The following is a 26,998-nucleotide window of genomic DNA, read 5'->3' as shown; positions in this document are numbered from 1 at the left end:
CCCCCTCCCCCGCCCGACCGGCCCGCACGCCGACGAGCCCCTCAGGAGCCCCGTGTCCACACCCGCCTTCTCCCCCCCGCCCTCGTCCCTGGCGCAGTCCTCCCCCACCCGCGGCACCTTCCGCACGCGCGACGGCGCGCTGGAGTGGCGCGGGCGGCAGGAGACCGTGCTCGTCGAGCCGTGGGGCCCGGACGCCGTACGGGTCCGGGCCCGGCTGGGCGGCCCGGTCCTCGACGGGCTGCCGGGCGCGCTCCTGGCCGACCCGCCGCCCGCCGGGTCCGGGCCGGACATCCGCGTCGAGGACGACCACGCCCTGGTGACCTGCGGCGCGATCACCGCCGTGGTGAGCGTCGACGGCATGCTCCGCTTCGTGCGCACCGCCGACGGCGCCGAGCTGCTGTCCGAGGACCGCGCCCACTTCTGGTGGCCCGGCTCCCGGCTGCACACCGCCACGGGCAACGGCTACCACCGCCTGGAGCAGCGCTTCGCCGCCTACGAGGGCGAGCGGCTGTACGGGCTGGGCCAGCACCAGCACGGGCTGCTGGACCAGAAGGGCGCCGTCATCGACCTCGTCCAGCGCAACGCCGAGGTCTCCGTCCCCGTGCTGACCTCCAGCCGCGGCTACACCCTGCTGTGGAACAACCCGGCCGTCGGCCGCGTGGAGCTGGCGCACAACGGCACCCGCTGGGTCGCCGACTCCGCCCGCCAGATCGACTACTGGATCACCGCCGGCGACCCGGCCGACGCCCAGCGCCGCTACTCCGCCGCCACCGGCCGCACCCCGATGCTGCCGGCGTGGGCGGCCGGCTTCTGGCAGTGCAAGCTGCGCTACCGCACCCAGGACGAACTGCTCTCGGTGGCCCGCGAGTACAGGCGGCGCGGTCTGCCGCTGTCCGCGATCGTCTGCGACTTCTTCCACTGGACGCACCTGGGCGAGTGGAGGTTCGACCCCGCCGAGTGGCCCGACCCGGCCGCCATGGTCAAGGAGCTGGACGAGCTGGGCGTGAAGCTGGTGGTCTCGGTGTGGCCCTCGGTCTCGCCGCTGAGCGAGAACCACCGGCCGATGGAGCAGCAGGGCCTGTTCATCGGCACCGAGTACGGGCCGCTGGCGCACGCCGACTGGCCGGACAAGGGCGTGGCCGAGCCCGTCCAGGTCGCCTTCTACGACGCCACCAACCCCGACGCCCGCGACTTCGTGTGGTCCCGCATCCGCGACAACTACCTGTCGTACGGCATCACGGCGTTCTGGCTGGACGCCGGCGAGCCCGAGCTCAAGCCCGGTTTCGCCGCCAATCTGCGCTACCACGCCGGGCCCGGCCAGGAGGTCTCCAACCTCTACCCGCGCGAGAACGCCCGCACCGTCCACGACGGTCTGGCCGCCGAGGGCGAGAGCGAGATCATCTCGCTCAACCGGTCGGCCTGGGCGGGCTCCCAGCGCTACGGCGCCGCCCTGTGGTCGGGCGACATCGGCACCGACTTCGCCACCCTGCGGCGCCAGATCGCGGCCGGGCTCAACACCGCCCTGTCGGGCATCCCCTGGTGGAACACCGACATCGGCGGCTTCCACGGCGGCGACCCGGACGACCCGGCGTACCGCGAGGTGATGGTGCGCTGGTTCCAGTTCGGGGCGCTCTCCCCGCTGATGCGGCTGCACGGCTTCCGCGATCCCGGCATGCCGCTGGGCCCGGGGATGACCGGCGGCCCCAACGAGGTGTGGTCCTACGGGGAGGAGGCCGGGGGGATCCTGGAGGCGTACCTGCGGCTGCGCGAGCGGCTGCGGCCGTACGTGCTGGAGCAGATGCGCACCGCCCACACCGAGGGGCTGCCGCCGATGCGCCCGCTGTTCCTGGAGTTCCCCGGCGACCCGGCCGCGTGGGAGGTCTCCGACGCCTACCTGTTCGGGCCCGACCTGCTGGTGGCGCCCGTGCTGGAGGCGGGCGCCCGGGAGCGCACCGTGCACCTTCCGGCCGGGGCGGAGTGGACGGACGCCTGGACGGGCCGGACCTACCCCGGCGGCGGGCCGGTCACCGTGCCCGCGCCGCTGGAGCGGATCCCGCTGTTCCTGCGGGACGGCGCCGAGCTGCCGGTCCGGGGGGACTGAGGCGGCCGGCGGGCGCCCCGCGGTACGCGGACGGCGCCGGCGGACCGCATCCGCCGGCGCCGTCCGCTTCGCGGGGGCGTCAGCCGACGTCGACGGAGTAGGCCGAGGTGTCGAGGCGGCCCTTGCCGGTGAACACCTCGGTGCCCGCCTGGACGCTGGAGAGGTACTTGGCGGAGCCGACCGAACCGCGCTGCTGGAGGACCCTGAGGAAGTCGTTCAGGTCCAGGCGGACGGAGGTGGTGTTGGCGGTCCGCACGAAGGAGTGGACCTTCCAGCCGATGTCGCCCTGGTAGAGGTCCCAGGCGGCGCCGCCGACGTTCACGGTGCCGGTCTTCTGCCCCAGGGGGCCCGCGCCGCCGGAGCGGTAGGTCCAGATCATGACCTCGTCGGTGGGCTGGTCCTCCCAGTCCTCGGCGACCTTGTCGTGCAGCCACAGGTCGTAGGCGACGTTCATGGTGCCGGGGGCGGAGCTGACGGTGTAGTTCCAGGAGGTGCGCACGGGCCGGCCGTCGGACAGCCGCACCGGCAGCTCGGTGTCGCCGGACCGCCAGCCCCAGTGCCAGCCCAGGACGGCGCTGGTGAAGGACTTCACCTCGTGGGACACCCCGGACCACTCCCACTCGGTGCCCCAGCCGATGGTGTCGCCGCTGCGGTGGGTGTCCCAGGCGCACTGCCGGCCCTGGCCGGAGTCCTGGCCCCAGAGGTTGTTGTTCACGTAGTACTTGCCCATCGGGATCGTCCCGAAGGCCTCGCAGGTCTGCGCCGCGGCGGCCGCCGGAGCCGCGGGCGCGGCGGGGGCGGCGGGGGCGGCTGCGGCGGCGGGGGAAGCCGTCGTGAGGGACGCCGCGACGGTCAGCGCGGCGGCGACGGCGGTGCCGATCCGGGCGGTGCCGATCCGGGCGGTGCGCTGCCCGCCGCGGCGGGGGGTCGTGCGGTCGCTCATGGTGGGGGCCTTCCGGTGTGGGGGGTGGGGGGATGGGGCGGGGGATGGGGTGCCGCTCAGCCGCCGCCTCCCGGCGCGGGCGGTTCCCCGCGCAGGACGGCGGCGCCGTAGCGGCCGAGCGGCGCCTCGCGCTCGTACCGGCGGCCGGTGAGCAGGTCGGTCGCCGGGGCGGGCAGGGGGACGGCGGTCGGCTCGCGCCGGTGGTTGAGGAGGAACAGCCACGCGCCGCGGCGTACGGCCTCCACCCCCGCGGGCAGTCCGGGAAGCGGGGGCCGCACGTCCGCCTCGCCGGCCGCGCGGGACAGCAGGGCGCGCAGCGCGGCGGGGTCCGGGAGGGTGGACAGGTACCAGGCGGTGCCGTCGCCGAAGGCGTGGCGGGTGACGGCGGGGCGGCCGTCGAGTTCGCCGCCCCGGTAGGCGGCGACGGTCTCGGCGCCGGCCGTCTCGATGTCCTCGCGCCACAGCGTGCCGGTGGCGTCCGCGCCGGAGAGGGGGGTGAGCGGCTGGGCCTCCCCCTCGTCCAGCGGCCACCACTCGTGCACGGTGCCGATGCCCAGCACCGTCCGCAGCCGGGCGTCCACGCCGCCCTCGCGCACCCGGTCGTCCTCGTCGGCGACGCCGGTGAAGAAGCCGCACACCAGGGTGCCGCCGCCGCGGACGTAGGCGGCGAGGTTGTCCAGGGCCGCGTCGGTGAGCAGGTACAGATGGGGGGCGGCGACCAGGGCGTAGCCGTCCAGCTCCGCCTCGGGGTGGGCGAAGTCGCAGGTCAGGTGGGACTCCCACAGGGCGCGGTGCCAGGCGCGCAGGGGCTGCTCGTAGGTGAGGCGGGACGAGGGGCGGCCCGCCGAGAGGGTGGCCCACCAGGCGTTCCAGTCGTGCAGGACGGCCGCCCTCGCGGTCACGGGCGCGCCCGTGACCCCGGCCAGCCTCCCCAGGTCCGCGCCCAGTTCGCGGACCTGGCGGAAGGTCCGGCCGCGCGCCCCGGCGTGGCCGACCATCCCGGAGTGGAACTTCTCGCTGCCCTGCCGGGACTGGCGCCACTGGAAGAAGCAGATCCCGTCCGCGCCCCGGGCCACGGCCTGGAGCGACCACAGGCGGGTCAGGCCCTCGGGCCGGGGGTGGTTGACGCCGCGCCAGTTGACGGGGCCCGCGGCCTGCTCCATCAGCAGCCAGGGTCCGCGCGCCTGGGAGCGGGTGAGGTCCTGCACCAGCGCGCCCCACGCTCCGCCGTCGGGCCCTTCGGGGTCGGCGGGGTCGGGGTAGAGGTCGACGGAGACCACGTCCTCCCGTTCCGCCCACGCCCATCCGTCCTGGCCGACGAAGAACGGCATGAAGTTGGTGGTGACGGGGATGTGCGGGGTGCGCTCCACCAGGACGTCGCGTTCGGCGGTGAAGCACTCCAGCAGGGCGTCGCTGGTGAAGCGGCGGAAGTCCAGTTCCTGGGTGGGGTTGGCCATGTACTGGGCGCGGCGCGGCGGGATGATCTCGCCCCAGGAGTCGTAGCGCTGGCTCCAGAAGGCCGTGCCCCAGGCCTCGTTGAGCGCCTCCAGGCTCCCGTAGCGGGTGCGCAGCCAGCGGCGGAAGTGGCGGGCGGTGGTGTCGCACCAGCAGGCGGTGCCGTACTCGTTGTTCACGTGCCACAGCCGCAGGGCGGGGTGGTCGCCGTAGCGGTCGGCGAGGTCGGCGGTGATGCGCAGGGCGTGGTCGCGGTAGACGGGCGAGGAGGCGCAGAAGTGGTTGCGCGAGCCGTACCAGACGACCGCGCCGGTCTCGTCGCGCGGCAGGGTCTCGGGGTGGCGGGCGCCCATCCAGGGCGGCGGGGAGGCGGTGGGGGTGGCCAGGCAGGCGCCGACGCCGCTGGCGTGGAGCAGGTCCAGGACGCGGTCGAGCCAGCCGAAGTCGCGGGCGCCGGGGCGGGGTTCGAGGCGGGCCCAGGAGAAGACGCCGACGGTGGCGAGGTTGACCCCGGCCTCGCGCATCAGCTCCATGTCCTCGTGCCAGACCGGCTCGGGCCACTGCTCGGGGTTGTAGTCGCCGCCGTAGAGGATCCGGCCGCGGGCGGCGTCGCCCAGCGAGGGCCGGCGCGAGGGGGTCACAGGGGGTCCCCGTACTGGACGCCGCGTCCGTTGGTGCCCAGGTAGACGCGGCCGTGGCGGCGCGGGTCGCCGGTGATCGTCTGGCCGGTCCAGCCCCACTGGTGGGCGTCGTCGTTGATGCGGATCCAGGTGCGGCCGCCGTCGTCGGAGCGGTGGACGGCGGTGAGGGCCGAGTCCGCGAGCCGCGCGACGTGGTAGACGGCCGGGTGGCGGGCGCCCGGGGCGGCCTTGCCGAAGCCGAGGGTGTGGGAGGCGGCGAGGTTCGCGTCGCGGGTGAAGGTGCGGCCGCCGTCGTACGAGCGGAAGAGGCCGTTCTCCTTGGCCGAGAGCCACAGGTGGCCGGTGCGGCCGGGGGTGGCGGCGAGCTGGTACTCGCGGTCCCCGGCGGGCAGTCCGGTCGCGGCGGCGGTGAAGGTGCGGCCCGCGTCGCGGGAGACGGCGACGGTGCCGGCGGCCGTGTCGTACGCGTAGACGGTCCGCGGGTCGAGGGGGTCGGCGAGCGGGGTGGCGCCGGCGGGGAAGGTGGGGATCTCGGTCCAGGTAGCGCCGTGGTCCTGTGAGCGCCAGGCGGGGTACCGGGTGCCGTCCCAGTGGACGAGGGCCCAGATCAGGGCGCCGGCGTCGGCGGTGACGGCGATCGGTCCGGGCGCGTCCTTCGCCGGGGGCGGCTGGGTGGCGAAGGGGGTCCAGGTGCGGCCGCCGTCGCGGGAGAGGGCGCCGTTGCCGCCGTCGCCCCAGCCGGTGCGCACCACGTACGAGGGCCTCAGCGCGGCCAGGTCCAGGCCGGTGGCGGTGCCGAAGACGGGGTTGGCGTAGAAGCCGCGGGCCGGGGAGGCGGTGAGGGTGTCGTGGTGGAAGCCCCCGATGTCGCCGAGGGCGGAGAGCAGACGGGCGCGCCCGGCCGGCGGGCTGATCAGCTTGCGCACCGACGCCTCCTCCAGGCCCCGGATGCGCGGGGCCCAGTGCGTCAGGTCGCGGGTGCCGTAGATCGTGGCGCCGGTGCCGAACAGCACGTGCCGGGTGTCGTACGGATCGAGGGCGAGCGCCTGCGTCCACCAGCCGAACTTCGGCTCCTCCCCGCCCCAGGCGAGGTACGGCGTCTCGGAGACGTCCATGACGGCCCGCTCGCGCAGCGAGGTCCAGGTGGCTCCGCCGTCGGTGGAGTGGAAGACGGTGTCGACCTTCGCCCAGCGGTTGTTGGTGGAGACCACCAGGGTGCCCGGGCGGCGGGCGGAGACGGCCAGGCCCGCGTAGCCGAAGGTGTCGTCGCCGCCGGGGCGGACGGGGGTGAGGTCGCTCCACCGCCCGGTGGCGAGGTCCAGTGCGTGGACCGCGCCGTCGCTCTGGCCGTTGGGGCCGGGGGCGTCGGCGTAGGTGGCGTACAGCACGCCGTGGGCGTGCGCCAGGTGCTGGGGGACGGCGGTGGCGGGGCCGGTGGGCTGGCCGGGTACGGGCTCCCAGCCGCCGTCCGCGGTGGTGCGGTACAGGGCCGGGCCCGTGCCGCCGCCGTCGCCCCAGCCCGCGTAGAGGGTGCGCCCGGCGGCGGTCAGGGTGGTGACGCCCTGGCCGGTGGGGACGGGCACGGCGGGGAAGGAGGTGTCGCGCTCCCAGGTGGCGCCCCGGTCGGTGGAGCGCCACAGGCCGTCGTGCCGGGTGCCCAGCCACAGCACGGCGCTGTCGCGGGGGTCGACCAGGAGGCGTTCGCCGGTGCCGCGGCCGTCCTCGTTGGCGCCGAGCTTCACGGGCAGGTCGGCCCGCCGCCAGGTGGCGCCCCGGTCGTCCGAGCGCAGCACGGCCCCGTCGGACGCCCAGGGCTGGGCGTAGGTGCCCAGCGCCAGGTAGAGGCGGTCGGGGTGGGCGGGGTCGAGGGCGACGGCCTCGACCCCGAGGAGGTTCCAGTCGTCCCAGCCGATGTGGTCGGTCAGCGGGATCCAGCGGGCGGCGCGGTCGTCCCAGCGGTACGCGCCGCCGATGTCGGTGCGGGCGTAGACCAGCCCGCGCACGCGCGGGTGGAAGAGGATCCCGGAGACGAAGCCGGTGCCGCCCATGGCCACGCCGCGCCAGCGGTACGGCTGCCGTCCGGCGGCGGCGGACGGGCGCGGCGCCGCGTGGGCCGCGGGGTGCGGCAGGCCGGCGGAGAGCCCGGCCGTCGCGGCCGCGGCGGCCGTGCCGCGCAGCACCGAGCGCCGCGTCGTGGGCGTGCCGGCGCCGGGGTGGTCGTGTGTCATGGGGGTGGACCTCACTGCCTGGAGGACGGGGCGGGGGCGGGGGCGGGTGGTTCAGCTGCGGTCAGCCCTTGACGGCGCCGATGAGCATGCCCTTCTTGAAGTGCTTCTGGACGAAGGGCGAGAGCACGGCGACCGGCACCAGGGCCAGCACCATGACCGCCATCTGCACCGAGAGGGTGTGGATCTGGCCGGTGTTGATCGTCTGGGACATGCCCGTGGGGCGCTGGCCCTCCAGGACGATCTGGTTGAGCACCACCTGGAGGGGCATCTTGGTCTGGTCGTTGAGGTAGATGGAGGCGTTGAACCAGGCGCTCCAGTAGCCGACCGCGTAGAACAGGGAGATCACCGCCAGCACCGGCCGGGACAGCGGCATCACGATCCCCCACAGGATGCGGAACTCCCCGGCGCCGTCGATGCGGGCGCTGTCGATCAGCTCCGGCGCGGTGCCCATGAAGAACGCCCGCAGCACCAGGATGTTGAACACGCTCACCGCGCTGGGCAGGATCAGCGACGCATAGGTGTCGATCAGCCCGAGGGACTGCACCAGCAGGTAGGTGGGGATCAGTCCGGCGCCGAAGAACATCGTCGCCAGCAGCGTCATCAGCATCGGCCGGTGGCCGAAGGAGCCCGAGCGCGAGAGCCCGTAGGCGCACAGCACCGAGACGGTCATGCTGAACAGCGTGCCGACGACGGTGACGCAGACGCTGATGACCGTCGCCCTGGTGACCTGGCCGCCGGAGAGCAGCTCGCGGTACGCCTCGAAGGTGATGCCGTCGGGCACCAGCACCAGGCCGCCGGCCCGGCCGATGGTCTCGGCCGACGACAGGCTGGTGACGACCACGATCCACAGCGGGAAGAGGATCGCCAGGCAGGCCACGGCCAGCACCGCGCCCTTGGCGGCGAGGCCCGCGCGGCCGGGCGGCTCCTCCCAGGCGGGGCGCATCCGGGCGCCGGTGCTCTCCCGCTCGCGGTCCTCGGTCAGCACGCTCACTTCCGGTACACCCCCTGCTCGCCCAGCAGGTGGGCGGTCTTGTTGGCGATCAGCACCAGGCAGAGCCCGAAGACGCCCTTGACGATGCCGACGGCCGCGGCGTAACCGAAGTCGCCGTTCTCCAGGCCGACGTTCCACACGTAGGTGTCCAGCACCTCGCTGGCGCCGGTGCCCACCGCCCTGCGCTGGAGGAGGATCTGCTCGAAGCCGACGGTGAGGGCGTCGCCGACGCGCAGCACGAGCAGCATCGCGATCACCGGGCGCAGCGCGGGCAGGGTGACGTGCCACATCCGGCGCCAGCGGTTCGCGCCGTCCATGGCGGCGGCCTCGTACAGGTCGGGGCTGACGGCGGCCAGGGCGGCGAGGAAGACGATGATGCCCCAGCCGGCGTCCTTCCAGATCATCTGGAAGGTGATCAGGAACTTGAAGAAGCCGGGGTCGGTCATCAGGTCGAAGCCGCCCCCGCCGTGCTCGCGCATCGTCTGGGCGATGATCCCGGCGCCGCCGAAGATCTGCTGGAAGACGGTGATGACCAGCACCCAGGAGAAGAAGTGCGGCAGGTACAGGATGCCCTGCGCCCAGGCGCGCACCCGGGGGCTGACGACGCTGTTGATCAGCAGGGCCAGTGCGATGGGCACGGGGAAGAAGAACAGCAGCTGGATGAGGAAGATCACCAGGGTGTTCTCGAGCGCCCCCCAGAAGTAGGGGTCCTCCCAGATCCGCTGGAAGTTCTCGCCGCCCACCCAGGGGCTGAGGGTGAAGGACTCGGTGAAGGACTCGCCGATGTAGGGGTCGAACTCCTTGAAGGCGACGACGTTCCCCAGCAGCGGGACGTAGGCGAAGACCAGCACCAGCAGCAGGGCGGGCAGCGTCATCAGGACCAGGGCGCGGTCGCGGCGCAGCCGGTGCCGCCAGGTGATGCCGCCGGGGGGCGGGGAGGCCGCGGCTCCCTTGCCTCCCCCCTTCCCTCCCCCGGTCTCGCGTCCGCCCGGCGGGCCGCCGTCCGCCGGGGGCGAGCCGGCCGGCGCGGCCGGTGCGATGTGGGGCGCCGGGGGCATGCCGGTCGGGCCTGCGCCCCCGGCCGGTGCCTCGCCCGGGGCCGTGCTGTGGGACACGGGTCTCTCCTCGTCAGCGTCGTTCCGGCCCGGCCCGGCGGGTACGGCGCGGTGGCGCGCCGCCCGCGTCCGGGCCGGTTGCCTGTGTGCGGGTCGCCTCAGGCGGCGGACTCGCCGACCTCGTCGATCAGCTTCCGGTACCAGTCGCGCAGCTGGTCGCCCCCGGCGCCGCGCCAGTCCTCGACCGCCTTCTGCACGTCGGAGATCTTCCGGCGGCCGCGGACGACGTCGTCCTCCAGGTCCTCGAACTGGTCGCTCAGGTTGGCCCAGCGGTTGGGTTCGCGGACCTGCATCCCGTACAGCAGCGGCTTCTTCATGAACGCGCCCATCCGCTGCTGCCAGCCGCACCAGTCCCGCACGACCTGCGGGTGGTCGGGGAAGGCGGCGACGGCCTCGGCGCTGGCGGTGAAGAAGTAGGTGTCCTGGACCTCGGCGACGCCCTGCTCGGTCTTGGTGGGCACGCCGTCCTTCAGCGTGTGGTGGGTGCCCTCCACGCCGTACCTGACCAGGCGGTTCTCCCGGGTGCCGTAGGGGGCGGCGGCGAAGTTGGCGATCGCCAGGCACTCCTCGATCCGGTCCTTGGACGCCTTCTTGCTGATGAAGGACCAGATGCCGGCCGGGTTGGCGAGGTAGAGCCGCGGGTCGCCGCCGTCGTGGCCGAAGATGTCCATGCCCGAGACGCGGAAGTCGGGGTTCTGGCCGCGCTGCTCGAAGGTCCAGCCGTACCACTTGGCGTTGCCGTCGCTGATCATCATCGACTGGCCGGCGGTGAACCGGGTGCCCGCGTCACCGCGTACGGCCTTGGCGTCGGGGTGGACGACGCCGGCGGCGTAGAGCTTGCGGGTCCACTCCAGCGCCTCGAGGTAGGCGTCCGTCTCGATGCGGTGGACGAGCTTCCCGCCCTGCCGCTCCCAGCAGTACGGCTTGTCCGGCAGGACGCCGAAGACGTTGAACGCCGTCCACTTCATGTCCTCGCACGCCCACACCTTGGACCTCGGCGCGGTGATCTCCTTGGCGAGGTCCATGAACTCCTGGGCGCTGGTGGGCGGCTCCCAGCCCTTGTCCTCGAAGACGTCCTGCCGGTAGTAGGGGATGATGATGTCGACCGCGCCGGACGGGATCGGCAGCCCCCGCAGCTTGCCGCCGAAGATCGACATCTGCCAGGCGGCGGTGGGGATGGCGGCGAGGTTGGGGTACTTCTTCACCCTGTCGCCCGACAGGTACGGACCGAGGTCGGCGAAGCGGCTGTCGATCGCGCTGCGGACCTTGCCCTGCATCTCCCAGCTGGGGATCACCACCATGTCCGGGATGCCGCTGGAGGCGAGGACGGCGCCGAGCTTCTCGCCGTAGGTGTTGCCGTCCTGGGTCTGCCAGTTGACCTTGACCCCGATGGCCTCGTCGACGGCCCGGTAGTAGGCGCAGTCCTTCTCGGGCGGGGTGCCCCACAGCGGGCTGGTGATCGTGACGGTGCCGCCCCGGCCCATCTTCTCGGGGACGGAGGCGGGCAGCTTCCCGTACGGCTCCGCCTTGCCGGTGAAGCCGGGGCGCGAGCCGTTCTCGCTGGGGATGTCCGGCTCGACGACCTCGGAGGCGACGTACGCCGGGAGGATCTTCGCCGCGTCCTTCTTCGTCGTCGTGCCCTCGTTCCGGTTCCCGCCGCCCTCGGAGGAGCACGCCGACAGCAGCGGTACGCCGCCCACCGCCGCGGCGGCGACGGCCGTCGAGGCGAGGAAGGTCCTCCGGCTGGGGCTGGTGGTCTGGGACATGGCGGCAACCCTTCGTGGCGGCGCGTCGGCGGGACGGATCGGGACGGCTGACGTGCGGTCCCACCGGTCGGGCAGGTCGGTCGAAGCGCTTCGATGTTGCGCCGAGATTAAGTGGGAGGGTCATACCGCGCAAGAGTCGAGGCGAAGAAACATCGGAGCACCAGGCGTCGCCTGAATACAGGGAGTTCACGGGTCCAGGCGGTTGCACGCCGTCCGGTGCCTTGACACCCGCCCCTGTGTCACCCCAGCATCGAAGCGCTTCGAATCCTGTACCGCCGTACCGCTCCGCGGTGACGGCCGCCCATCGCCCGGAGGGGACTTTCCGTACGTGAGCACCGACCAGCCGCCCTTCCGCGACCCGAAGCTGCCGGCCCGCGAGCGCGCCGCCGACCTGCTGGCGCGGCTCACCCCCGACGAGCGCGTCGCGATGCTGCACCAGTTCGCCCCCGCCGTGGAGCGCCTGGGCGTCGCCGCCTTCCGCACCGGCCAGGAGGCGCTGCACGGCGTGGCGTGGATGGGCCCGGCCACCGTCTTCCCCCAGGCGGTGGGGCTCGGGGCGACCTGGAACGACGAGCTGGTGCGGCGGGTGGGCGAGGCCGTCGGGCGCGAGGTGCGCGCGATGCGGGCCCGCGACCCGCGCGTCGGGCTCAACGTCTGGTCGCCCACCGTCAACCTGCTGCGCCACCCGCTGTGGGGCCGCAACGAGGAGGGCTACTCCGAGGACCCGCACCTGACCGCCGCGATCGCCACCGCCTACACCCGCGGCCTGCGCGGCGACCACCCCACGCGCTGGCGCACCGCCCCGGTGCTCAAGCACTGGCTGGCGCACAACAACGAGACCGACCGGGACACCTCCTCGGCCTCGGTGCGCCCGCGCGTGCTGCACGAGTACGAGCTGCCCGCCTTCCGCGGCCCGGTGGCGGCGGGCGCGGTGGCCGGGGTGATGCCCGCGTACAACCTGGTCAACGGCCGCCCCAACCACCTCTCGCCCCTGCTGGCCGAGGAGCTGCGCACCTGGTGCGACCACGACCTGGTGGTGTGCTCGGACGCGGGCGCCCCCAGCAACCTGGCCGACTCCCAGGCGTACTTCGCCACCCACGAGGAGGCCACCGCCGCCGCCCTGCGCGCGGGCGTGGACAGCTTCACCGACCACGGCGAGGACTCCTCGGTCATCACCGCCCGGGTGCGCGGCGCGCTGGAGCGCGGCCTGCTCAGGCAGGAGGACGTCGACGCGGCGGTGCTGCGGCTGCTGGCGATGCGGTGCGCGCTGGGCGAGTTCGACCCCGAACCGTTCGACGGCTCCGACGGCGGCCCCGCGTTCGACACCCCCGAGCACCGGGAACTGGCCCGCGAGGCCGCCGAGCAGGCGATCGTCCTGCTGCGGAACGACGGTCTGCTGCCGCTGGCCGAGGGCGCGCGGGTGGCGGTCGTCGGGCTGCTGGCCGACGAGTGCAAGCTCGACTGGTACAGCGGCGCGCTGCTGCGCCGCTCCACCCCGCTGGACGGCCTGCGGAAGCGGTTCGGCGCGGACCGGGTGGTGTACGCCGAGGGCGCCGACCGGGTGCGGCTGCGCTGCGCCGACGGCTGGCTGGCCGTCCCCGGGGCCGGGCCGGACGAGACCGCCGGGGACGGGGGCGGCGACCCGGCGGCCGGGGGCGCGCTGGACCCGGCGCTGCTGCGCGGCCGCACCGATCTGCCGCCGCTGGCGGTGGCCGCCGAGCCGGAGGAGTTCGCCCTGGTGGACTGGGGCGACGGGGCGCTGACGCTGCGCGCGGGGAACGGCCGCTACCTGTCGGTCGCCGACGACGGCTTCGTCCGCGCCTCGGCGGAGCAGCCCGGCGGCTGGGTGGTCCAGGAGGTCTTCGCGCTCGAACCCCACGACGGCGGACACCTCCTCAGGCACCGGGGGACGGGCCGGTACGTGGAAGTCGCCGCCGACGGCGTCAGGGTTGCCGCCGGGGGCGGGACGGGCACGGTGTTCGCCGTCGAGACCGTCGAACGCGGTGAGGACGCGGTGGCGGCGGCCGCGGGGGACGCCGACGTGGTGATCGTCGTCGCGGGCAACGACCCCCACGTCAACGGACGCGAGACCGAGGACCGCACCACGCTCGCCCTGCCGCCGCAGCAGGACCGGCTGTGGCGCGCGGCCCGCGCCGCCAACCCGCGCACCGCGCTGGTGCTCACCTCGGCCTACCCGTACGCGGTGGGCGACGCCGACCGGGCCCTGCCCGCCCTGCTGTGGACGGCCCACGGCGGCCAGGCGGCCGGGGACGCCCTGGCCGCCGTGCTGGCCGGCGACGTCCCACCGGGCGGGCGGCTGCCGCAGACCTGGTACGCCGGCGACGCCGACCTGCCCGGTCTGCTGGACTACGACGTCATCGGCGCGCGCACCACCTACCTGTACTTCGACGGCACCCCGCTCTACCCGTTCGGCCACGGCCTGTCGTACACCTCCTTCGGCTACGGCGAGCCGGAGGTCTCCTGCGACGGCGAGACGCTGACCGTCCGCTGCGCGGTGGCCAACACCGGCGCGGTGGCGGGCGACGAGGTCGTGCAGCTCTACGTGCGCGCCGCCGACGTCCTCGACACGGCCGTCCGCCCCCTGCCCCGCCCGCACCGCGCGCTGGCGGCCCACCGCCGGATCCGCCTGGCCCCCGGCGCGTCGCGGGAGGTGGAGTTCGCCGTCCCGGTGTCGCGGGCCCTCGGCTTCTGGGACGTGGCCCACGGCCGGTGGCGGGTGGCCCCGGGCGTCTACGGCGTCGACCTCGGGGCCTCCAGCGCCGACATCCGCCGGAGCGCGACCGTCCGCGTCGACGGCGAGCCCCGCGCCCCGCGTCCGGTGGCGGACATCCGGGCCGCCGACTACGACGAGCAGAGGGGCACCGAGCTGGTCGACCTCACCAGGGAGCGCGGCGACGCGGTCGCCCCGTCCGGACCGGGGCCGGCCGAACTGGTCTTCCACGACTGCGACTTCGGCGCGGGGACCGCGACCGTCACCCTGGAGGCCGCGCGCGAGGAGCCGGGCGAGGCCGTGGTCGTCCTGCGCCTGGACGGCGGTGACGACGGCGGTGCGGACGGCGGCGGGCGCACCCTGGCCTCGCTCACCGTCCCCTCCACCGGCGACCGCTACACCCGCACCACCGTGCGCGCCGCCCTGCCCGATCCCCCCTCGGGCGTCCGCGACCTGCGCGTCGTCCTCCACGGCTCCCTGAGACTGGCCCGTCTGGGCTTCGGCGAACCCTCGTCCGCCGAATCCTCCTGACGACAGGCGGGTCCGCGCCGCGGCCCGGTCCCGCCCCCGTGGGCACCGGGCCGCGGCGGCCGCGGTCGCTCCCGGCGGCCGGTCCGCCGTCAGGGCGGCGCGCGGACGTGGGTGGTGAGGCGGCCGGGGTGGCGTCGTCCGGGCGGCCCCGTCCCGGCCGGGGACGGTGGGGTCGCACATCGCGAAGGCCGCGCCGGGCAGGTGGGGCGCCTCGTCGACCGGCGAGCCGTCGGCCGGATCGCCGCCGGGGGCGCCGCGCGGTACGGGTCGCGTACGTCGTGGTCGCCGGGGCAGGCCAGCGGCGGCCCGGCGGCCTGCCCGTACTTCCGGACTCCCGCGCCGTGCGGTGGTCGGCGGTGTGGCCGGTCGGCAGGACGGCGTCCGGCTCGCCGGCCCGCGCGCCGCCGACGTCCCGGTCCTGGCCCAGGTGGATGTCGCTGACGTGTGCGAGGACGAGCACGCGGTCGCCTCATGCCCTCCAGTCGGCCGCGTAGGCGCGGGCGGGGTTGTGGACGAGGACCAGATCGGCCAGTTCCCCGCCCAGCTCGCGCGCGACCCGCGGACGGAGGCCGCCCGCCGGGAGGGCTCCTGCGGCGCCGCCGAGCAGCAGCCGCTCGGCGTGTCCGGCCGCGGCGAGGTCGGCGAGGGTGTCCGGCAGCCGCCGGCCGGCGGCGCGGTGCTCGCCATCGGGAGCATCGGGACCGCCAAGGCCGCCGGGGCCGTCGGGACCGCCGAACACCAGATACGCGCCGGACGCGGCGGCCTCCCGCTGCGCCCGGGAATCGGGGAAGCGGCCCGCACGGCCCGGGCCCGGGCCCAGGCCCAGGCCCAGCAGGACGCTCGCGGGCGGCACGGCCAGCCGCCCGCACAGCAGCTCCAGGACCTCGGCGGCGGCCGTGTCCGCCCCCAGGTCGACGCCGACGGGCGCGCCGGTGGCGTGGTGGGCCTCGGCGGCGGCCGTCATGGTGCGCACCGCGTGGGCGTCCGGTCCGTGGAGGGCTCCGGCGACCGTGACCATCCCGGCGCGCGGCGCCGCGCCGTCCGGGGAGCCGCCCGGCGCGTCGCGCAGCCCGGCCGTCAGCTCCTCGACGAACAGGCCGGCCATCTCGCGCTTGACGGCGGCGAGTTCGCCGCTGCCGTAGTGGGCCGCGCGGTGCAGTCCGGTGGCGGCGACGAGGTGGACGCCCGTGGCCCGGGAGAGCGCGGCGAGCGCGGCGCCGCGGCGGCCCGTGCCGTACGGCGTCCACCGCGCCACCGCGCCTCCGCCCCGTTCGCGGAAGGCGCGCAGTCCGGCCTCGGCCGCCTCCCCGTCGCCCGGCTCCCGGCCGGGCGGCGGCGGGGTGTGCGGGAAGAGGCGGCCGTGGGCGTCGGTGACGCCGAGTTCGCCGGGCGGCAGGTCGCCCAGGACGGTGCGAACGGCCGCGATCACCGCCCCTCCCCGAAGCCCCCGGACGGATGCGGGACCGCGTACCGGGCTCGGCCGGGCGGCCGCTCGCCGGGCTCCTCCCGGAGGGTGGGGCGGACCGGCTCCCGGCGGTGCGGAACGAGCGCGGGGGCGGCGGAGTGCGCCCCGGGCTCGCGGACGGCGGGCGGGGTGATCTCGTCCTGCGTGGCGGGCACGGGGCGGCGCCTCCTCGGGCGGTCGTGCGGGGAGGGTGCGGGCGTCGAGCGGCGCGGGCGGCCCCCCGGCCGCCGACGCGGCGGGGCCGGGGGAGGCGGCGGACTCCCCGCTCCCCCGCCCTCCGGGTCCCTCCCGGCGGCGGCGCGCGCCTGCTCGGCGCCGCGGGGGCCGGTGCCGACGCGCCCGCGCTCCCGCAGCGGTTCCCGCCCGGCCCCGACCGGTTCCTCCGCGGTGTTCACACCGCGACTGTACCTACGGGTGGGCACGGCCCGTCACGACGGGGAAGCGGCCGGGGCGCGCACGGTGCGCGCCCCGGCCGCCGTGAAGCACCGGACGGGTGGGGGTCACAGGTCCAGGCCGGTGAGGACCATGACCCGCTCGTAGGTGTAGTCCTCCATGGCGAACAGCACGCCCTCGCGGCCGACGCCGGACTCCTTGGCGCCGCCGTAGGGCATCTGGTCGGCGCGGTAGGAGGGCACGTCGCCGATGATCACGCCGCCGACCTCCAGGGCGCGGTGGGCGCGGAAGGCGGCCTGCACGTCGTGGGTGAACACGCCCGCCTGCAGGCCGTACTTCGAGTCGTTGACCGCGGCGAAGGCGGCCTCCTCGCCCTCGGCGGAGGCGAGGGTCAGCACGGGCCCGAAGACCTCCTCGCAGGAGATCGTGGCGTCGGCGGGGACGTCGGCGAGGACGGTGGGGGCGTACGCGGCGCCGTCGCGCTTGCCGCCGGTCAGCAGCTTCGCGCCGGCCGCGACCGCCTCGTCCACCCAGGACTCCACCCGCTTCGCGGCGTCCTCGCTGATCAGCGGGCCGACGTCGGTGGCGTCGTCCGACGGGTCGCCGGTGACCTGCGCCTCGACGGCCGCGACCACCTTGGGCACCAGCCGGTCGTAGACGGAGGCGTCGGCGATGACGCGCTGCACGGAGATGCAGGACTGCCCGCCCTGGTAGTTGGAGAAGGTCGCGATGCGCTGCGCGGCCCGGTCCAGGTCGGCCTCGGAGGAGTAGTCGGCCAGCACCACGGCCGCGCCGTTGCCGCCCAGTTCCAGGGTGACGCGCTTGCGGGGCACGGAGTCCAGGATGGACCAGCCCACGGGGCCGGAGCCGGTGAAGGAGATGACCGGCAGCCGCTCGTCGGCCACCAGCGACGGCATGCGGTCGTTGGGGACGGTCAGGACGGACCAGGAGCCGGCCGGCAGGTCGGTCTCGGCCAGCAGTTCGCCGATGATGAGTCCCGACAGCGGGGTCGCCGGGGCGGGCTTGAGGATGATCGGCGCGCCGACCGCGACGGCCGGGGCGACCTTGTGGGCGCACAGGTTGAGGGGGAAGTTGAACGGCGCGATGCCCAGCACCGGTCCGCGCGGGAAGCGGCGGGTCAGGGCGAGGCGGCCGACCCCGCCCGCGTCGGTGTCCAGCCGCTGGGCGGTGCCGCCGTTGAAGCGGCGGGCCTCCTCGGCGGCCCAGCGGAAGACCGAGACGCAGCGGGCGACCTCGCCGCGGGCCCACTTGACGGGCTTGCCGCTCTCGGCCGAGATCAGCCGCGCGACCTCCTCGGCGCGCTCGGTCAGCCGCCGCACCACGTGGTCGAGCGCGGCGGCGCGCACGTGCGCGGGCGTGGCCGCGAACTCGGCGGCCACCCCGGCCGCGGCGGCCACGGCCCGCTCGACCTGGTCCTCGGTGGGGACGCTGACGGTGGCGACGGTCCGGCCGTCCCAGGGCGAGGTGACCTCGAAGGTCTCGTCGCCGGTCGCCTCGCGGCCGGCGAGCCAGAACGCGTGTGGGGAGGTCGCTGTGGTCACTGCGTATCCCGGCCCTTCCGAAGTGGTGGAGCGATGGAGGTGGTGATCGGGTGTGCGGGCCCGGCGGCTGCGCGGCCGGCTCCCGGCACCACCGTAGGGGCCGCGGCCGTGCGGGACTCTTGTCCGGCGCGTACCACTCGGGTCCGTCCGCGCACCGCTTTGGCAGGGAGGGCCCGGTTGCCCGCCCGCATGGTTGCCGCGACCATGACACAGCACGGAACGCACCACCCCCACCCGTCGAACTGGACACCCCAGGAGACGCGATGCGTAGACGTCCTCACCGGCGGCGGACCCTCACCGCCGCCGTCCTCCTCACCCTCGCACTGGCCGTTCCGCTCGGGGCGCAGGCCACCGCCGCTCCCCCCGGCGACGACCGGCGGGCCACCGCCGCCGGCGAGCGGCAGTACGAGATCGCCGGAGTCTCCGACGCCGCCCGGCGTACGGCCATCGCCCGCACCGGCGCGGCCATCGACGCGGTGCGCGAGCACTCGGTGGTGGTCACCGCCGACGCCGCGCAGGCCGAGAGGCTGCGCAAGGCGGGCCACCGCCTCACCGCGCTCCCCGCTCCCCCGGAGCGGGCCCCCGCGGAAGGCGGGGCGGGCACCCTCGACTTCCCGCCCTCCGACTCCGGCTACCACAACTACGCCGAGACCATGGCGGCGATCAACGGATACGTGCAGAAGTACCCGAACATCATGACCAGGAAGGTCATCGGCAAGTCCTACCAGGGCCGCGACATCGTCGCCGTCAAGATCAGCAACAACGCCGCCGCCGACGAGGCCGAGCCGGAGGTGCTGTTCACCCACCACCAGCACGCCCGCGAGCACCTGACCGTCGAGATGGCGCTGTACGTGATCCGCGAGTTCGGCGAGCGGTACGGCTCGGACTCCCGCATCACCCGCATGGTCGACACCCGCGAGCTGTGGGTGATCGCGGACGTCAACCCCGACGGCGGCGAGTACGACATCGCCTCGGGCAGCTACCGCAGCTGGCGCAAGAACCGCCAGCCCACCCCCGGCTCCTCGTACGTCGGCACCGACCTCAACCGCAACTGGTACTACCGCTGGGGCTGCTGCGGCGGCTCCTCCACCAGCCCCTCCAGCACCACCTACCGCGGCCCCTCGGCCGGGTCCGCGCCCGAGGTGAAGGTCGTCGCCGACTTCGTGCGCGGCCGGGTCGTGGGCGGAAAGCAGCAGATCAAGGCGCACATCGACTTCCACACCTACAGCGAGCTGGTGCTGTGGCCCTACGGCTACACCTACAACGACACCGCCGAGGGCCTCACCCGGGACGACCACAACGCCTTCGCCACCGTCGGCAGGGCGATGGCCGCCTCCAACGGCTACACCCCGCAGCAGTCCAGCGACCTGTACATCACCGACGGCACCATCAACGACTGGATGTGGGCCGAGCACCGCATCTTCAGCTACACCTTCGAGATGTACCCCGGCCCCAACGGGCGGGAGGGCTTCTACCCGCCCGACGAGGTGATCGAGCGGGAGACCAGCCGCAACGAGGGGGCCGTCCTGCTGCTGCTGGAGAACGCCGACTGCATGTACCGCTCGATCGGCAAGGAGGCGCAGTACTGCTCCTGACCGGCGCTCCGGCCCCCGTCCGGCCCCTCCCGGACGCCTAGCCGGCGGGGGGCACGGTCGCCGTCGCCTTGAGCGCCAGCCACAGCTCCATCCGCACGTCCGGATCGTCCAGCGACCGGCCGAGGATCTCCTCGACCCGCCGCATCCGGTAGCGGAGGGTGTGCCGGTGGACGCCGAGGTCGGCGGCGGCCGCGTCCCACTGCCCGTGCCGGGAGAGCCAGGCGTGCAGCGAGGCGACCAGGTCGCCGCGGCCGTGCGCGTCGTGCTCGTGCAGCGCCCGCAGCATGCCGTCGGCGAAGGCGCGCACCGCGTCGTCGGCCAGCAGCGGGAGCACCGAGCCGGAGGCGACGTCCTCGTGCTCGACCAGCGCCCGGCCGCGGCGGCGGGCGACGGACAGCGCCTGCTCGGCCTGCTTGAAGGCGGCGGCCGCGGAGGCGAGCCCGGCGGGCGCCGAGACGCCGACGACCACCGCGTGCTCCGGCCCGGCGCCCACCGGTTCGCCCTCGGCGGCCGCCGTCCGGCCCGCGAAGTCCGCGCAGGCCGCCGCGGCGGCGCCGCCGTCCGCCACCAGTCCCACCAGCCGCCGGTCGTGCGGGACCAGCAGGACCGACTCCCCGGCCCGCGCGGCGGCCGACTCGGCCCGCTCGGCGAGCGCCCGCACCCCGGCGGGCAGGGCGCCCTCCGGCTCGCACGCCTCACCGGGAGCGCCGCCCCGCGCCGTGTCCCCGGCGGCCTCCGCGGCCCCCGCCGTCCTGCGCCGTCCCGCCGCGCCCTCGGCCACGACCACCCGCAGCGGCTCGTCCAGCAGCGTGCCGTAGAGCGGGCCGGCCACCGCCCGGGCGTGGTCGGCCTCCCCCGCCAGCAGCATCCGCAGCACCGCCGCGCCCAGCCGCCGCTCGGCCTCCAGCAGGGCGCGGGACCTCTCGGTGGTCAGGGTCAGCAGGGCGACGGCGGAGTTGACGGCGTAGCGCTCGGCGGTTCCCGGCGGGGCGCCGGTGCCGACCGCGAGCACGGCCCTCACCCGCCGCCCCGAGCCGATCGACTGCAGCTCCACCCGGTCCTCGGCCCGCTCCCCGGCCCGGTCGCCGTCCTCCGCCTCGCTCACCACGGCGCTGGCGGGCGCGGGCCGGTCGCGCAGCCGCCGCACCTCGCCGGTCAGCCGGGCGGCGCGGCGGGACGCCCAGGCGGGGGCGGCGGCGACCAGCGCGCCGGAGACGTCGTAGAGCGCGGCCCAGCCGTCGACGTGGGAGGCCAGTTTCGCCAGCAGGGCGGCGGGACCCCGCGCGGACAGCGCGGCGCGGGTCATCTCGCGCTGGGCCTCGAAGCCGGCGGTGACCGCGCGGTACTGCTCCGCGGCGTTGGCCGCCGAGACCGCCTTGCTGATGGCCAGGAACGGGGTGCGCCGGGGCACCTCCAGCAGCGGGAAGCCGGCCTCGCGGGCGGCGTCCAGCAGCGCCCGCGGCACCCTGTCATAGGCGACCCCGGCCGCGAAGCCCAGCCCGACCACCCCGGCGGCGTCCAGCCGCGCGACGTAGCGGCGCATCGCCTCCGCGTCCTCGACGGCGAGCTTCATCGCCGTGACCAGCAGCAGCTCCCCGCCCTCCAGGTACGGCACGGGGTCGGCCAGCTCGCTGACGTGGGCCCAGCGCACGGGGGTGTCCAGCCGCCCCTCGCCCGCGAGGACGGTGAGCTTGAGGGAGGAGTGCTGGACCAGCGAGGCGAGGGTGAGCGACATGGCTGACCTGAGGCCCTTTCCGGCGGTCGGCCGCCCGGTCGGCGGCCTTGGCGGGCGGGGAGGGACGGCGACGGGTTTCCGTCCGTGCGGTGGCGGGGGTGGGCGGGGACGGGCGGGAGTGGGCGAAGGCGAGGGTGAGGAGGATAAGAAGGATACGGCGGTACCGCGCCTGACCGTACAGCCGTACGCGCCGTCGTGCGCTCCCCGCTCTCCCCCGCTGCCCGCGCGCCCCCGTTACTCCCCGAGCCGGGTGAGGACCGGCGGGCTCGCCTCGCCCCGGACGGTGGTGAGCGACACCACCGCGTGGCCCGGCGGCACCTTGTGGGCGAGGTCGGAGGCGGACCAGCGCTCGCGCTGGACCGTGCGCACCGTGACCGAGCGGGTGGTCGCCCGCACCCCCGTGAACAGGGTGCGCACCCCGCGCAGGGCGCGGCGGAGCAGGCCGCCGGAGAAGTCGGGGTTGTGGGTGACGTCCTCGGTCTTCACCCAGTCCCGGCCCCACGCCTGCGCGAACACCTCGCCGTCCCAGGTGCTCACCCCCGACAGCACCACCCGGCAGCCGACCGCTCCGACCGCCGCCGCGCGCAGCGGCTCGGGCACCTCGTCCAGGCTGCGCAGCGCCAGCACCACCCCCGCGTTGGCCGTCCGCAGCCGCTGGACGGCGCGCACGGAGGCGGGGGTGAGGGTGTGCGCGGCGTCGTCGAGCACCAGGCAGGCGAAGAGGGAGCGCTCGTCGCGGTCGCGGGCGCAGGCGGTGAACTGGGCGAGCAGCAGGCGGGCCAGCAGCCGGGAGGCCTCGGCGTGGCCGCGCTCGGGCAGGTCGACGCGGACCCGCAGCGGGTGCTCCAGATGGCGCATGGCGAAGGGGCGGGCGCCGCCGCCGGTGCCGAAGAACCCGGCGAACGCGGGCCGGTCCAGCAGCGCGATCCGGTCGGCGAGCAGCGGGCCCACGTCGCCGGGGCGCCCGGCCTGGCGCTCGCGGGCGTCCAGTTCGCGCAGGGCGGCGCCGTCCCCGGCGGCCTCGCACGCCTGGCGCAGCGCGGCGAGGGCGACCGGGACCCCGTCGAGCAGCTCGCGCAGTTCGGGGACGGACGGGAAGCGTCCGTGGGCGGCCCGGTGGGGGCCGATGAGCTGGGCGAGGGCGGTGGCGGCGCGGCGGGTGTCGGCCTCGCCGCCGAAGCCGCCCGCCCCGCCGGGTCCGGCCGGGCCGCCGGGCACGTCCCCCACCAGCGCCTCGGCCAGGACGGCGGCGGCCTCGTCCGGGTCGTCGGTGCCGCCGTAGAGGTCGAGGTCGTGGGCGGAGGCGGGGTCGCCGAGCCGGACCACCACGTCGTAGGCGTCGTCGGAGCCGAGCCCGGCGCCCGCCGTGCCCACGGCGACCACCGCGGCCCGCCCGGCGAGCGCCTGGAGGGCGAGGGACTCCACCACGGGCCGCACCACCCGGCTGGTCTTGCCCGCCGCCGACGGCCCCACCACCAGCAGCGAGGTGCTCAGCAGCGCGGGCTCCAGGGCGAGGGAGACGCCGCGGTAGGCGTACGGGTTGCGCTCCTCGTCGGGCGCGGCGCCCAGCCGCACCTGCCCGGTCAGCAGGTCGTGCCGGGCCGCCCGGGCGGGCAGGTCGCGGTCCCCGGAGGGGTGGGTGAAGGCCGCGGCGCCCCGGTCGAGCACGGTCCCGGTGAAGGCGGGCAGCCGGTCGTGCCGCGCCCGCACCGACTGCCAGGCGCGGTCGATCCGGACGTAGTCGACGTCGTTCATGCGCCCGCCGTGGATCTCGGCGGTCAGCCGGTCGGCGGCGGCGTGCTCGCCGACGGCCCGCAGCTGGGGCCAGAGCGCCGGGTCGGCGGGGCCGCCGGGGGGCGCGGGGGCCGGGGCGGCGTCCGGCCCCGCCCCGTTCCGGGATCCGCCCAGCGCGGGGCGCACGTGGCGGCGCCAGACCTCGCCCCAGCGGCCGATCTTCCCGAAGACCCACGCCAGCAGGGCGGCGACGAGGGCGTAGTAGACGTAGGCGGCGGTGGCGAAGGCCTCGACGTCGCCCGAGGCGCCCTTCCAGGAGTCGGGCGTGAACCAGTCCAGCGGCCACATCAGCGGCGGGATGTAGCCGTTGTAGTTCAGCGACCACACCAGCAGGGCGCACAGCAGCGCCAGCGCCGCGCCGCCCAGCAGCTGCCGGTCGTCCAGCCGGTCGGGGTCCTCCGGGGGCCTGGGCCGGTGCCCGTACCGCCAGACGCCCGGGCCCGCCTCGGGCCGCGGGGTGCGCAGCCACTCGCCCAGGGAGGGACCGGCCGCGGGCGCCTGCCGCGGCATCGGCGGCGCGGGCGGGGTCAGCGGCATCGCCGGCAGGCCCTCCGGCCCGCCGCGCGCCCCCCGCGGGTCCCGTGCGTCCCATGCCCCGTGCGCCCCGCCGTCCACCATGCCCCGCTCTGCTCCTCGCCCGGCACGCCCTCGCCCGTCCACCGTCCCAATCTAGACCCCGGGCACGGCAGTTGGCCGCCGTACGCGGCCGGCCATGTCCACCGCGGCCAACACGACACGGCCACTTCTCCGCAGCGGTGCATGTCGACGCCCCCTCCCCCGGCCTAGCCTGCGAAGAACCGCACCCCTGAACACCCCTTCGCACCGATGAGTCCGAGGAGTCTGCCATGACCGAACTGTCCGGAGGCCCCGCCCTCCCCCAGGAGCGCCGTGTCGTCACCGCGATCCCCGGACCGAAGTCGCAGGAGCTGATGGCCCGCAAGCAGGCGGCCGTGGCGTCGGGCGTGGGAACGGTGATGCCCGTGTTCGCCGCCCGCGCCGGGGGCGGCGTCCTGGAGGACGTCGACGGCAACTCCTTCATCGACCTGGGCTCCGGCATCGCCGTGACCTCGGTCGGCAACAGCGCCGAGGCCGTGGTGCGCCGCGCCGCCGCCCAGCTGGAGCGGTTCACCCACACCTGCGTGATGGTGACCCCCTACGAGGGCTACGTGGAGGTCTGCGAGGAGCTGGCGAAGCTCACGCCCGGCGACCACGCCAAGAGGTCGGCGCTGTTCAACTCGGGCGCCGAGGCGGTCGAGAACGCCGTGAAGATCGCCCGCTCGTACACCGGGCGCCAGGCCGTCGTCGTCTTCGACCACGGCTACCACGGCCGCACCAACCTCACCATGGCGCTGACCGCGAAGAACATGCCGTACAAGCAGGGCTTCGGCCCGTTCGCGCCCGAGGTCTACCGCGTGCCGGTCGCCTACCCCTTCCGCTGGCCCACCGGCCCGGAGAACTGCGCCGAGGAGGCCGCGGCCCAGGTCATCGACCAGATCTCCAAGCAGGTCGGCGCCCGGAACGTGGCCGCCCTCGTCATCGAGCCGGTCCTGGGCGAGGGCGGGTTCATCGAGCCCGCCAAGGGCTTCCTGCCGCGCATCGAGCGGTTCGCCAGGGAGAACGGGATCGTCTTCGTCGCGGACGAGATCCAGTCCGGCTTCTGCCGCACCGGCCAGTGGTTCGCCTGCGAGGACGAGGGCATCGTCCCGGACCTGATCACCACCGCCAAGGGCATCGCCGGCGGTCTGCCGCTGGCCGCCGTCACCGGCCGCGCCGAGATCATGGACGCCGTGCACTCCGGCGGCCTCGGCGGCACCTACGGCGGCAACCCGGTGGCCTGCGCCGCCGCGCTGGGCGCGATCGAGACGATGCGCGAGCAGGACCTGAACGCGAAGGCCCGCCGCATCGAGGAGATCATGAAGCCGCGGCTGGAGAAGATGGCCCAGCGGCACGGCGTGATCGGCGAGGTCCGCGGCCGGGGCGCGATGATCGCCGTCGAGCTGGTGAAGCCCGGCACCAAGGAGCCGGACCCCGAGGCCACCGCCGCCGTCGCCGGGTACTGCCACCAGGCGGGCGTGCTGGTGCTGACCACCGGCACCTACGGCAACGTGGTCCGCTTCCTCCCGCCGCTGGTCATCGGCGAGGATCTGCTGAACGAGGGCCTGGACGTCGTCGAGGAGGCCCTGGCGGAGCTGGGCTGACCCCCCGGGACCGCACCGGAGCGAGGAGCGGCGTGAAGAATGTGTGCGAGGGCCATGGCCTTGCGGTGACACGCCTGTCGGCCGTCCACCGCCTGCCGTACGGTCTTCCTCGGAAGAACGCAGTGTCCCGCCCGCGGGTGACCGCGGGCGGCGCCGAGCCGGCGATTCCCCTTCTCCGGCCCGGCTGTGCCCTCGCGCACACTCCTCACCGATCGGACGGCCGCCCGCCCCACACCCCCCGGGGCGCGCGGTGACCGGTCGCCACGGCGGCTCCGGAACCCTCCCCCCTGTTCCGGAGCCGCCGTTCCGCGTTCTCCGGACGCCCGCCGCGGTGCTGGTCGCGGTGCTCCTGCCGCTGCTGCTCCTCGCCGCCGTCACCTGGCAGGTGACGGCCGGCGGGCCGCTGGCGGACGCGGACGAGCGCCTGGCGCGGGAGATGCGCGAGGACGCCCCGCCGACCGCGTTCGCCGAACTCCTGGCGGACCTGGGCAACGTCGAGGTCGCGCTGCCCGTCCTGGCCGCGGCGCTGGCGTACGCGTGGCTGCGGGGGCGGGGGCGGCGTCCGCCGCCGGCGGCCGTGGCGGCCGCCGTGGCGATGGCCTCCGTACCCGCCCTGGTGGCGCCGCTGAAGGCGCTGACCGGGCGGCCCGGTCCGCTCGGCGGCACCGGCTACTTCCCCTCCGGCCACGCGGCGACGGCCGTGGTCGCCTACGGCGCCGCCGCTGTGCTGGTGCTGCCGTACGTCCGCGCGCGGGTGCGGTGGGCGCGGTGGGCCCTGCCGGCGGCGGCCGCGCTGGTGTGCGCCGCCGTGGGCGCGGGGCTGGTGTGGCGGGGGTACCACTGGCCGCTGGACGTGCTGGGGAGCTGGTGCCTGGGGGTTCCGCCGCTGGCCGCGGTCCTCGCCGCCTCCCGCCGGGCCGGGCGGCGCCCGCCGGACGGTCCCCGGCCGGGCTCCCGGACCGCGGCGCCGCGGTCGGCGCCCGGCGCGTAGGACCGGCTCCCGGGAGCAGCGCCTCGCCCGGCATCCGCGCGGAGGGCTCCGCCACCGTGCTCCCGCCGGACGCCGCCCTGTGCGCCGGTCACACACCCGGTCCGCGACGGGGACCCGGGTCCGCGACGCCCGCCGCGGCCGTGTCCAGGACCTGGGTGTGGTGGGTGCCGTCCTGCCGGGGGAGGTCCTCCTCGACGGACTCGATCCGGTGGAGGACGAACCAGACGACCAGCGCGACGGCCGCCACGGAGACCGCGAGGGAGATGGCCCCGAGGACGAGCCCCGCCGTCGCCTGGCCGCCGCCGTACGCCTCGCCCCGCCCGACCCTGCGGCGCGCCGCGATGCCCAGGCCGACGGCGACGGGGGCGGTGAAGACGGCCAGGACGATGCCGTAGAGGGTCGTCACCAGGACGATGCTGACGATGCCGAGGACCATCGCCGCGGTGCAGAGGCCGCTCACCGGGGGCGGCGGCGGAAGCGGCGCCCGGCCGGGGCCGGGCCACGGTGCGCCGTACGCGTGTCCGGGCCCGTACCCGTACGGCTGCGGCGGGGGCTGCGGCGGCAGTCCGCCGGGCGGTGCGAACACCGCCGCGGTGGGCGGGCCGGCCGGCGGCGCGCCCGTGCCGTCCGCCGCCGCCCCGGGCGGTACGCCCTCCCCCGGATACCGGTTCTCCGGCATGTCCCCCTCCTCGTCACGTGTCCGGTCATCGTAGGGGCGCGCGCGCCGCGCCCCCGCCCCGCCCTACCATGGCCGCGCCCCCGT

At 75.8% G+C, this 26,998-nt stretch carries 17 protein-coding genes; 5 read left to right on the top strand and 12 right to left on the bottom strand.

Annotation, left to right across the window (positions count from 1 at the left end; genetic code table 11):
* The first annotated feature begins 52 nt into the window (after nt 1–52).
* Complete coding sequence (locus QC029_RS25090; protein ID WP_279558064.1) at nt 53–2,101, top strand: glycoside hydrolase family 31 protein; 2,049 nt, start codon at nt 53–55, stop codon at nt 2,099–2,101.
* A gap of 79 nt (nt 2,102–2,180) precedes the next feature.
* Here QC029_RS25090 and QC029_RS25085 read toward each other — a convergent pair whose 3' ends face one another.
* The 6 genes from QC029_RS25085 to QC029_RS25060 form a co-directional block, all read right to left on the bottom strand.
* The gene (locus QC029_RS25085; protein WP_279558060.1) at nt 2,181–3,044 is read right to left on the bottom strand and encodes an endo-1,4-beta-glucanase; all 864 of its coding nucleotides are present in this window, start codon (nt 3,042–3,044) and stop codon (nt 2,181–2,183) included.
* Nucleotides 3,045–3,100: 56 nt separating this feature from the next.
* Nucleotides 3,101–5,140, bottom strand: coding sequence for a beta-galactosidase (locus tag QC029_RS25080; protein WP_279558059.1), 2,040 nt, complete (start codon nt 5,138–5,140; stop codon nt 3,101–3,103).
* Nucleotides 5,137–7,368: a twin-arginine translocation signal domain-containing protein gene (locus tag QC029_RS25075; protein ID WP_279558058.1), complete on the bottom strand. Its 2,232-nt coding sequence runs from the start codon at nt 7,366–7,368 to the stop codon at nt 5,137–5,139. The genes QC029_RS25080 and QC029_RS25075 overlap by 4 nt, the downstream gene beginning before the upstream one ends.
* A 61-nt stretch (nt 7,369–7,429) precedes the next feature.
* Nucleotides 7,430–8,311: a carbohydrate ABC transporter permease gene (locus tag QC029_RS25070; RefSeq protein WP_279558063.1), complete on the bottom strand. Its 882-nt coding sequence runs from the start codon at nt 8,309–8,311 to the stop codon at nt 7,430–7,432.
* 44 nt (nt 8,312–8,355) lie between these two features.
* Nucleotides 8,356–9,474: an ABC transporter permease subunit gene (locus tag QC029_RS25065; protein WP_279558057.1), complete on the bottom strand. Its 1,119-nt coding sequence runs from the start codon at nt 9,472–9,474 to the stop codon at nt 8,356–8,358.
* A gap of 98 nt (nt 9,475–9,572) precedes the next feature.
* A complete protein-coding gene (locus QC029_RS25060) occupies nt 9,573–11,240 on the bottom strand; it encodes an extracellular solute-binding protein (protein WP_279558056.1) in 1,668 nt (555 codons plus the stop codon).
* Nucleotides 11,241–11,568: 328 nt separating this feature from the next.
* Here QC029_RS25060 and QC029_RS25055 point away from each other — a divergent pair, with 328 nt between their 5' ends.
* Nucleotides 11,569–14,502: a glycoside hydrolase family 3 C-terminal domain-containing protein gene (locus QC029_RS25055; RefSeq protein WP_279558055.1), complete on the top strand. Its 2,934-nt coding sequence runs from the start codon at nt 11,569–11,571 to the stop codon at nt 14,500–14,502.
* A gap of 469 nt (nt 14,503–14,971) precedes the next feature.
* Here the strand turns inward: QC029_RS25055 and QC029_RS25050 are convergent, their stop codons facing one another.
* The 3 genes from QC029_RS25050 to QC029_RS25040 all read right to left on the bottom strand — a co-directional run bounded on the left by QC029_RS25050 (nt 14,972) and on the right by QC029_RS25040 (nt 17,922).
* Nucleotides 14,972–15,931: a phosphotriesterase gene (locus QC029_RS25050; protein WP_336621611.1), complete on the bottom strand. Its 960-nt coding sequence runs from the start codon at nt 15,929–15,931 to the stop codon at nt 14,972–14,974.
* Nucleotides 15,928–16,122, bottom strand: a complete 195-nt coding sequence (locus tag QC029_RS25045) for a hypothetical protein (RefSeq protein WP_279558054.1) — start codon at nt 16,120–16,122, stop codon at nt 15,928–15,930. The genes QC029_RS25050 and QC029_RS25045 overlap by 4 nt, the downstream gene beginning before the upstream one ends.
* A 345-nt stretch (nt 16,123–16,467) precedes the next feature.
* Nucleotides 16,468–17,922 carry an aldehyde dehydrogenase family protein gene (locus QC029_RS25040; RefSeq protein ID WP_279558053.1) on the bottom strand — a complete coding sequence of 485 codons (1,455 nt, stop codon included), beginning with the start codon at nt 17,920–17,922 and terminating at the stop codon, nt 16,468–16,470.
* A 263-nt stretch (nt 17,923–18,185) separates the two neighbouring features.
* Here QC029_RS25040 and QC029_RS25035 point away from each other — a divergent pair, with 263 nt between their 5' ends.
* Nucleotides 18,186–19,517, top strand: a complete 1,332-nt coding sequence (locus QC029_RS25035; protein ID WP_279558052.1) for a M14 family metallopeptidase — start codon at nt 18,186–18,188, stop codon at nt 19,515–19,517.
* 37 nt (nt 19,518–19,554) lie between these two features.
* Here the strand turns inward: QC029_RS25035 and QC029_RS25030 are convergent, their stop codons facing one another.
* Nucleotides 19,555–21,252 carry a PucR family transcriptional regulator gene (locus tag QC029_RS25030; RefSeq protein WP_279558051.1) on the bottom strand — a complete coding sequence of 566 codons (1,698 nt, stop codon included), beginning with the start codon at nt 21,250–21,252 and terminating at the stop codon, nt 19,555–19,557.
* 234 nt (nt 21,253–21,486) lie between these two features.
* On the bottom strand, nt 21,487–23,556 hold the full coding sequence (locus QC029_RS25025; RefSeq protein ID WP_279558061.1) for an ATP-binding protein: 2,070 nt from the start codon (nt 23,554–23,556) through the stop codon (nt 21,487–21,489).
* A gap of 335 nt (nt 23,557–23,891) precedes the next feature.
* On the opposite strand from QC029_RS25025, the gene gabT reads away from it, so the two are divergent.
* Together gabT and QC029_RS25015 are read left to right on the top strand one after the other, a co-directional pair.
* Complete coding sequence (gabT, locus tag QC029_RS25020; RefSeq protein ID WP_279558050.1) at nt 23,892–25,244, top strand: 4-aminobutyrate--2-oxoglutarate transaminase; 1,353 nt, start codon at nt 23,892–23,894, stop codon at nt 25,242–25,244.
* A 331-nt stretch (nt 25,245–25,575) separates the two neighbouring features.
* Nucleotides 25,576–26,235: a phosphatase PAP2 family protein gene (locus QC029_RS25015; protein ID WP_279558049.1), complete on the top strand. Its 660-nt coding sequence runs from the start codon at nt 25,576–25,578 to the stop codon at nt 26,233–26,235.
* A gap of 88 nt (nt 26,236–26,323) precedes the next feature.
* On the opposite strand, the gene QC029_RS25010 is transcribed toward QC029_RS25015, so the two are convergent.
* Nucleotides 26,324–26,914, bottom strand: a complete 591-nt coding sequence (locus QC029_RS25010; protein WP_279558048.1) for a DUF4190 domain-containing protein — start codon at nt 26,912–26,914, stop codon at nt 26,324–26,326.
* Nucleotides 26,915–26,998 lie beyond the last annotated feature (84 nt).

Source organism: Streptomyces sp. DH37 (genome assembly GCF_029813835.1).
GTDB lineage: Bacteria > Actinomycetota > Actinomycetes > Streptomycetales > Streptomycetaceae > Streptomyces.
This window is presented reverse-complemented; position numbering and strand designations above follow the sequence as displayed.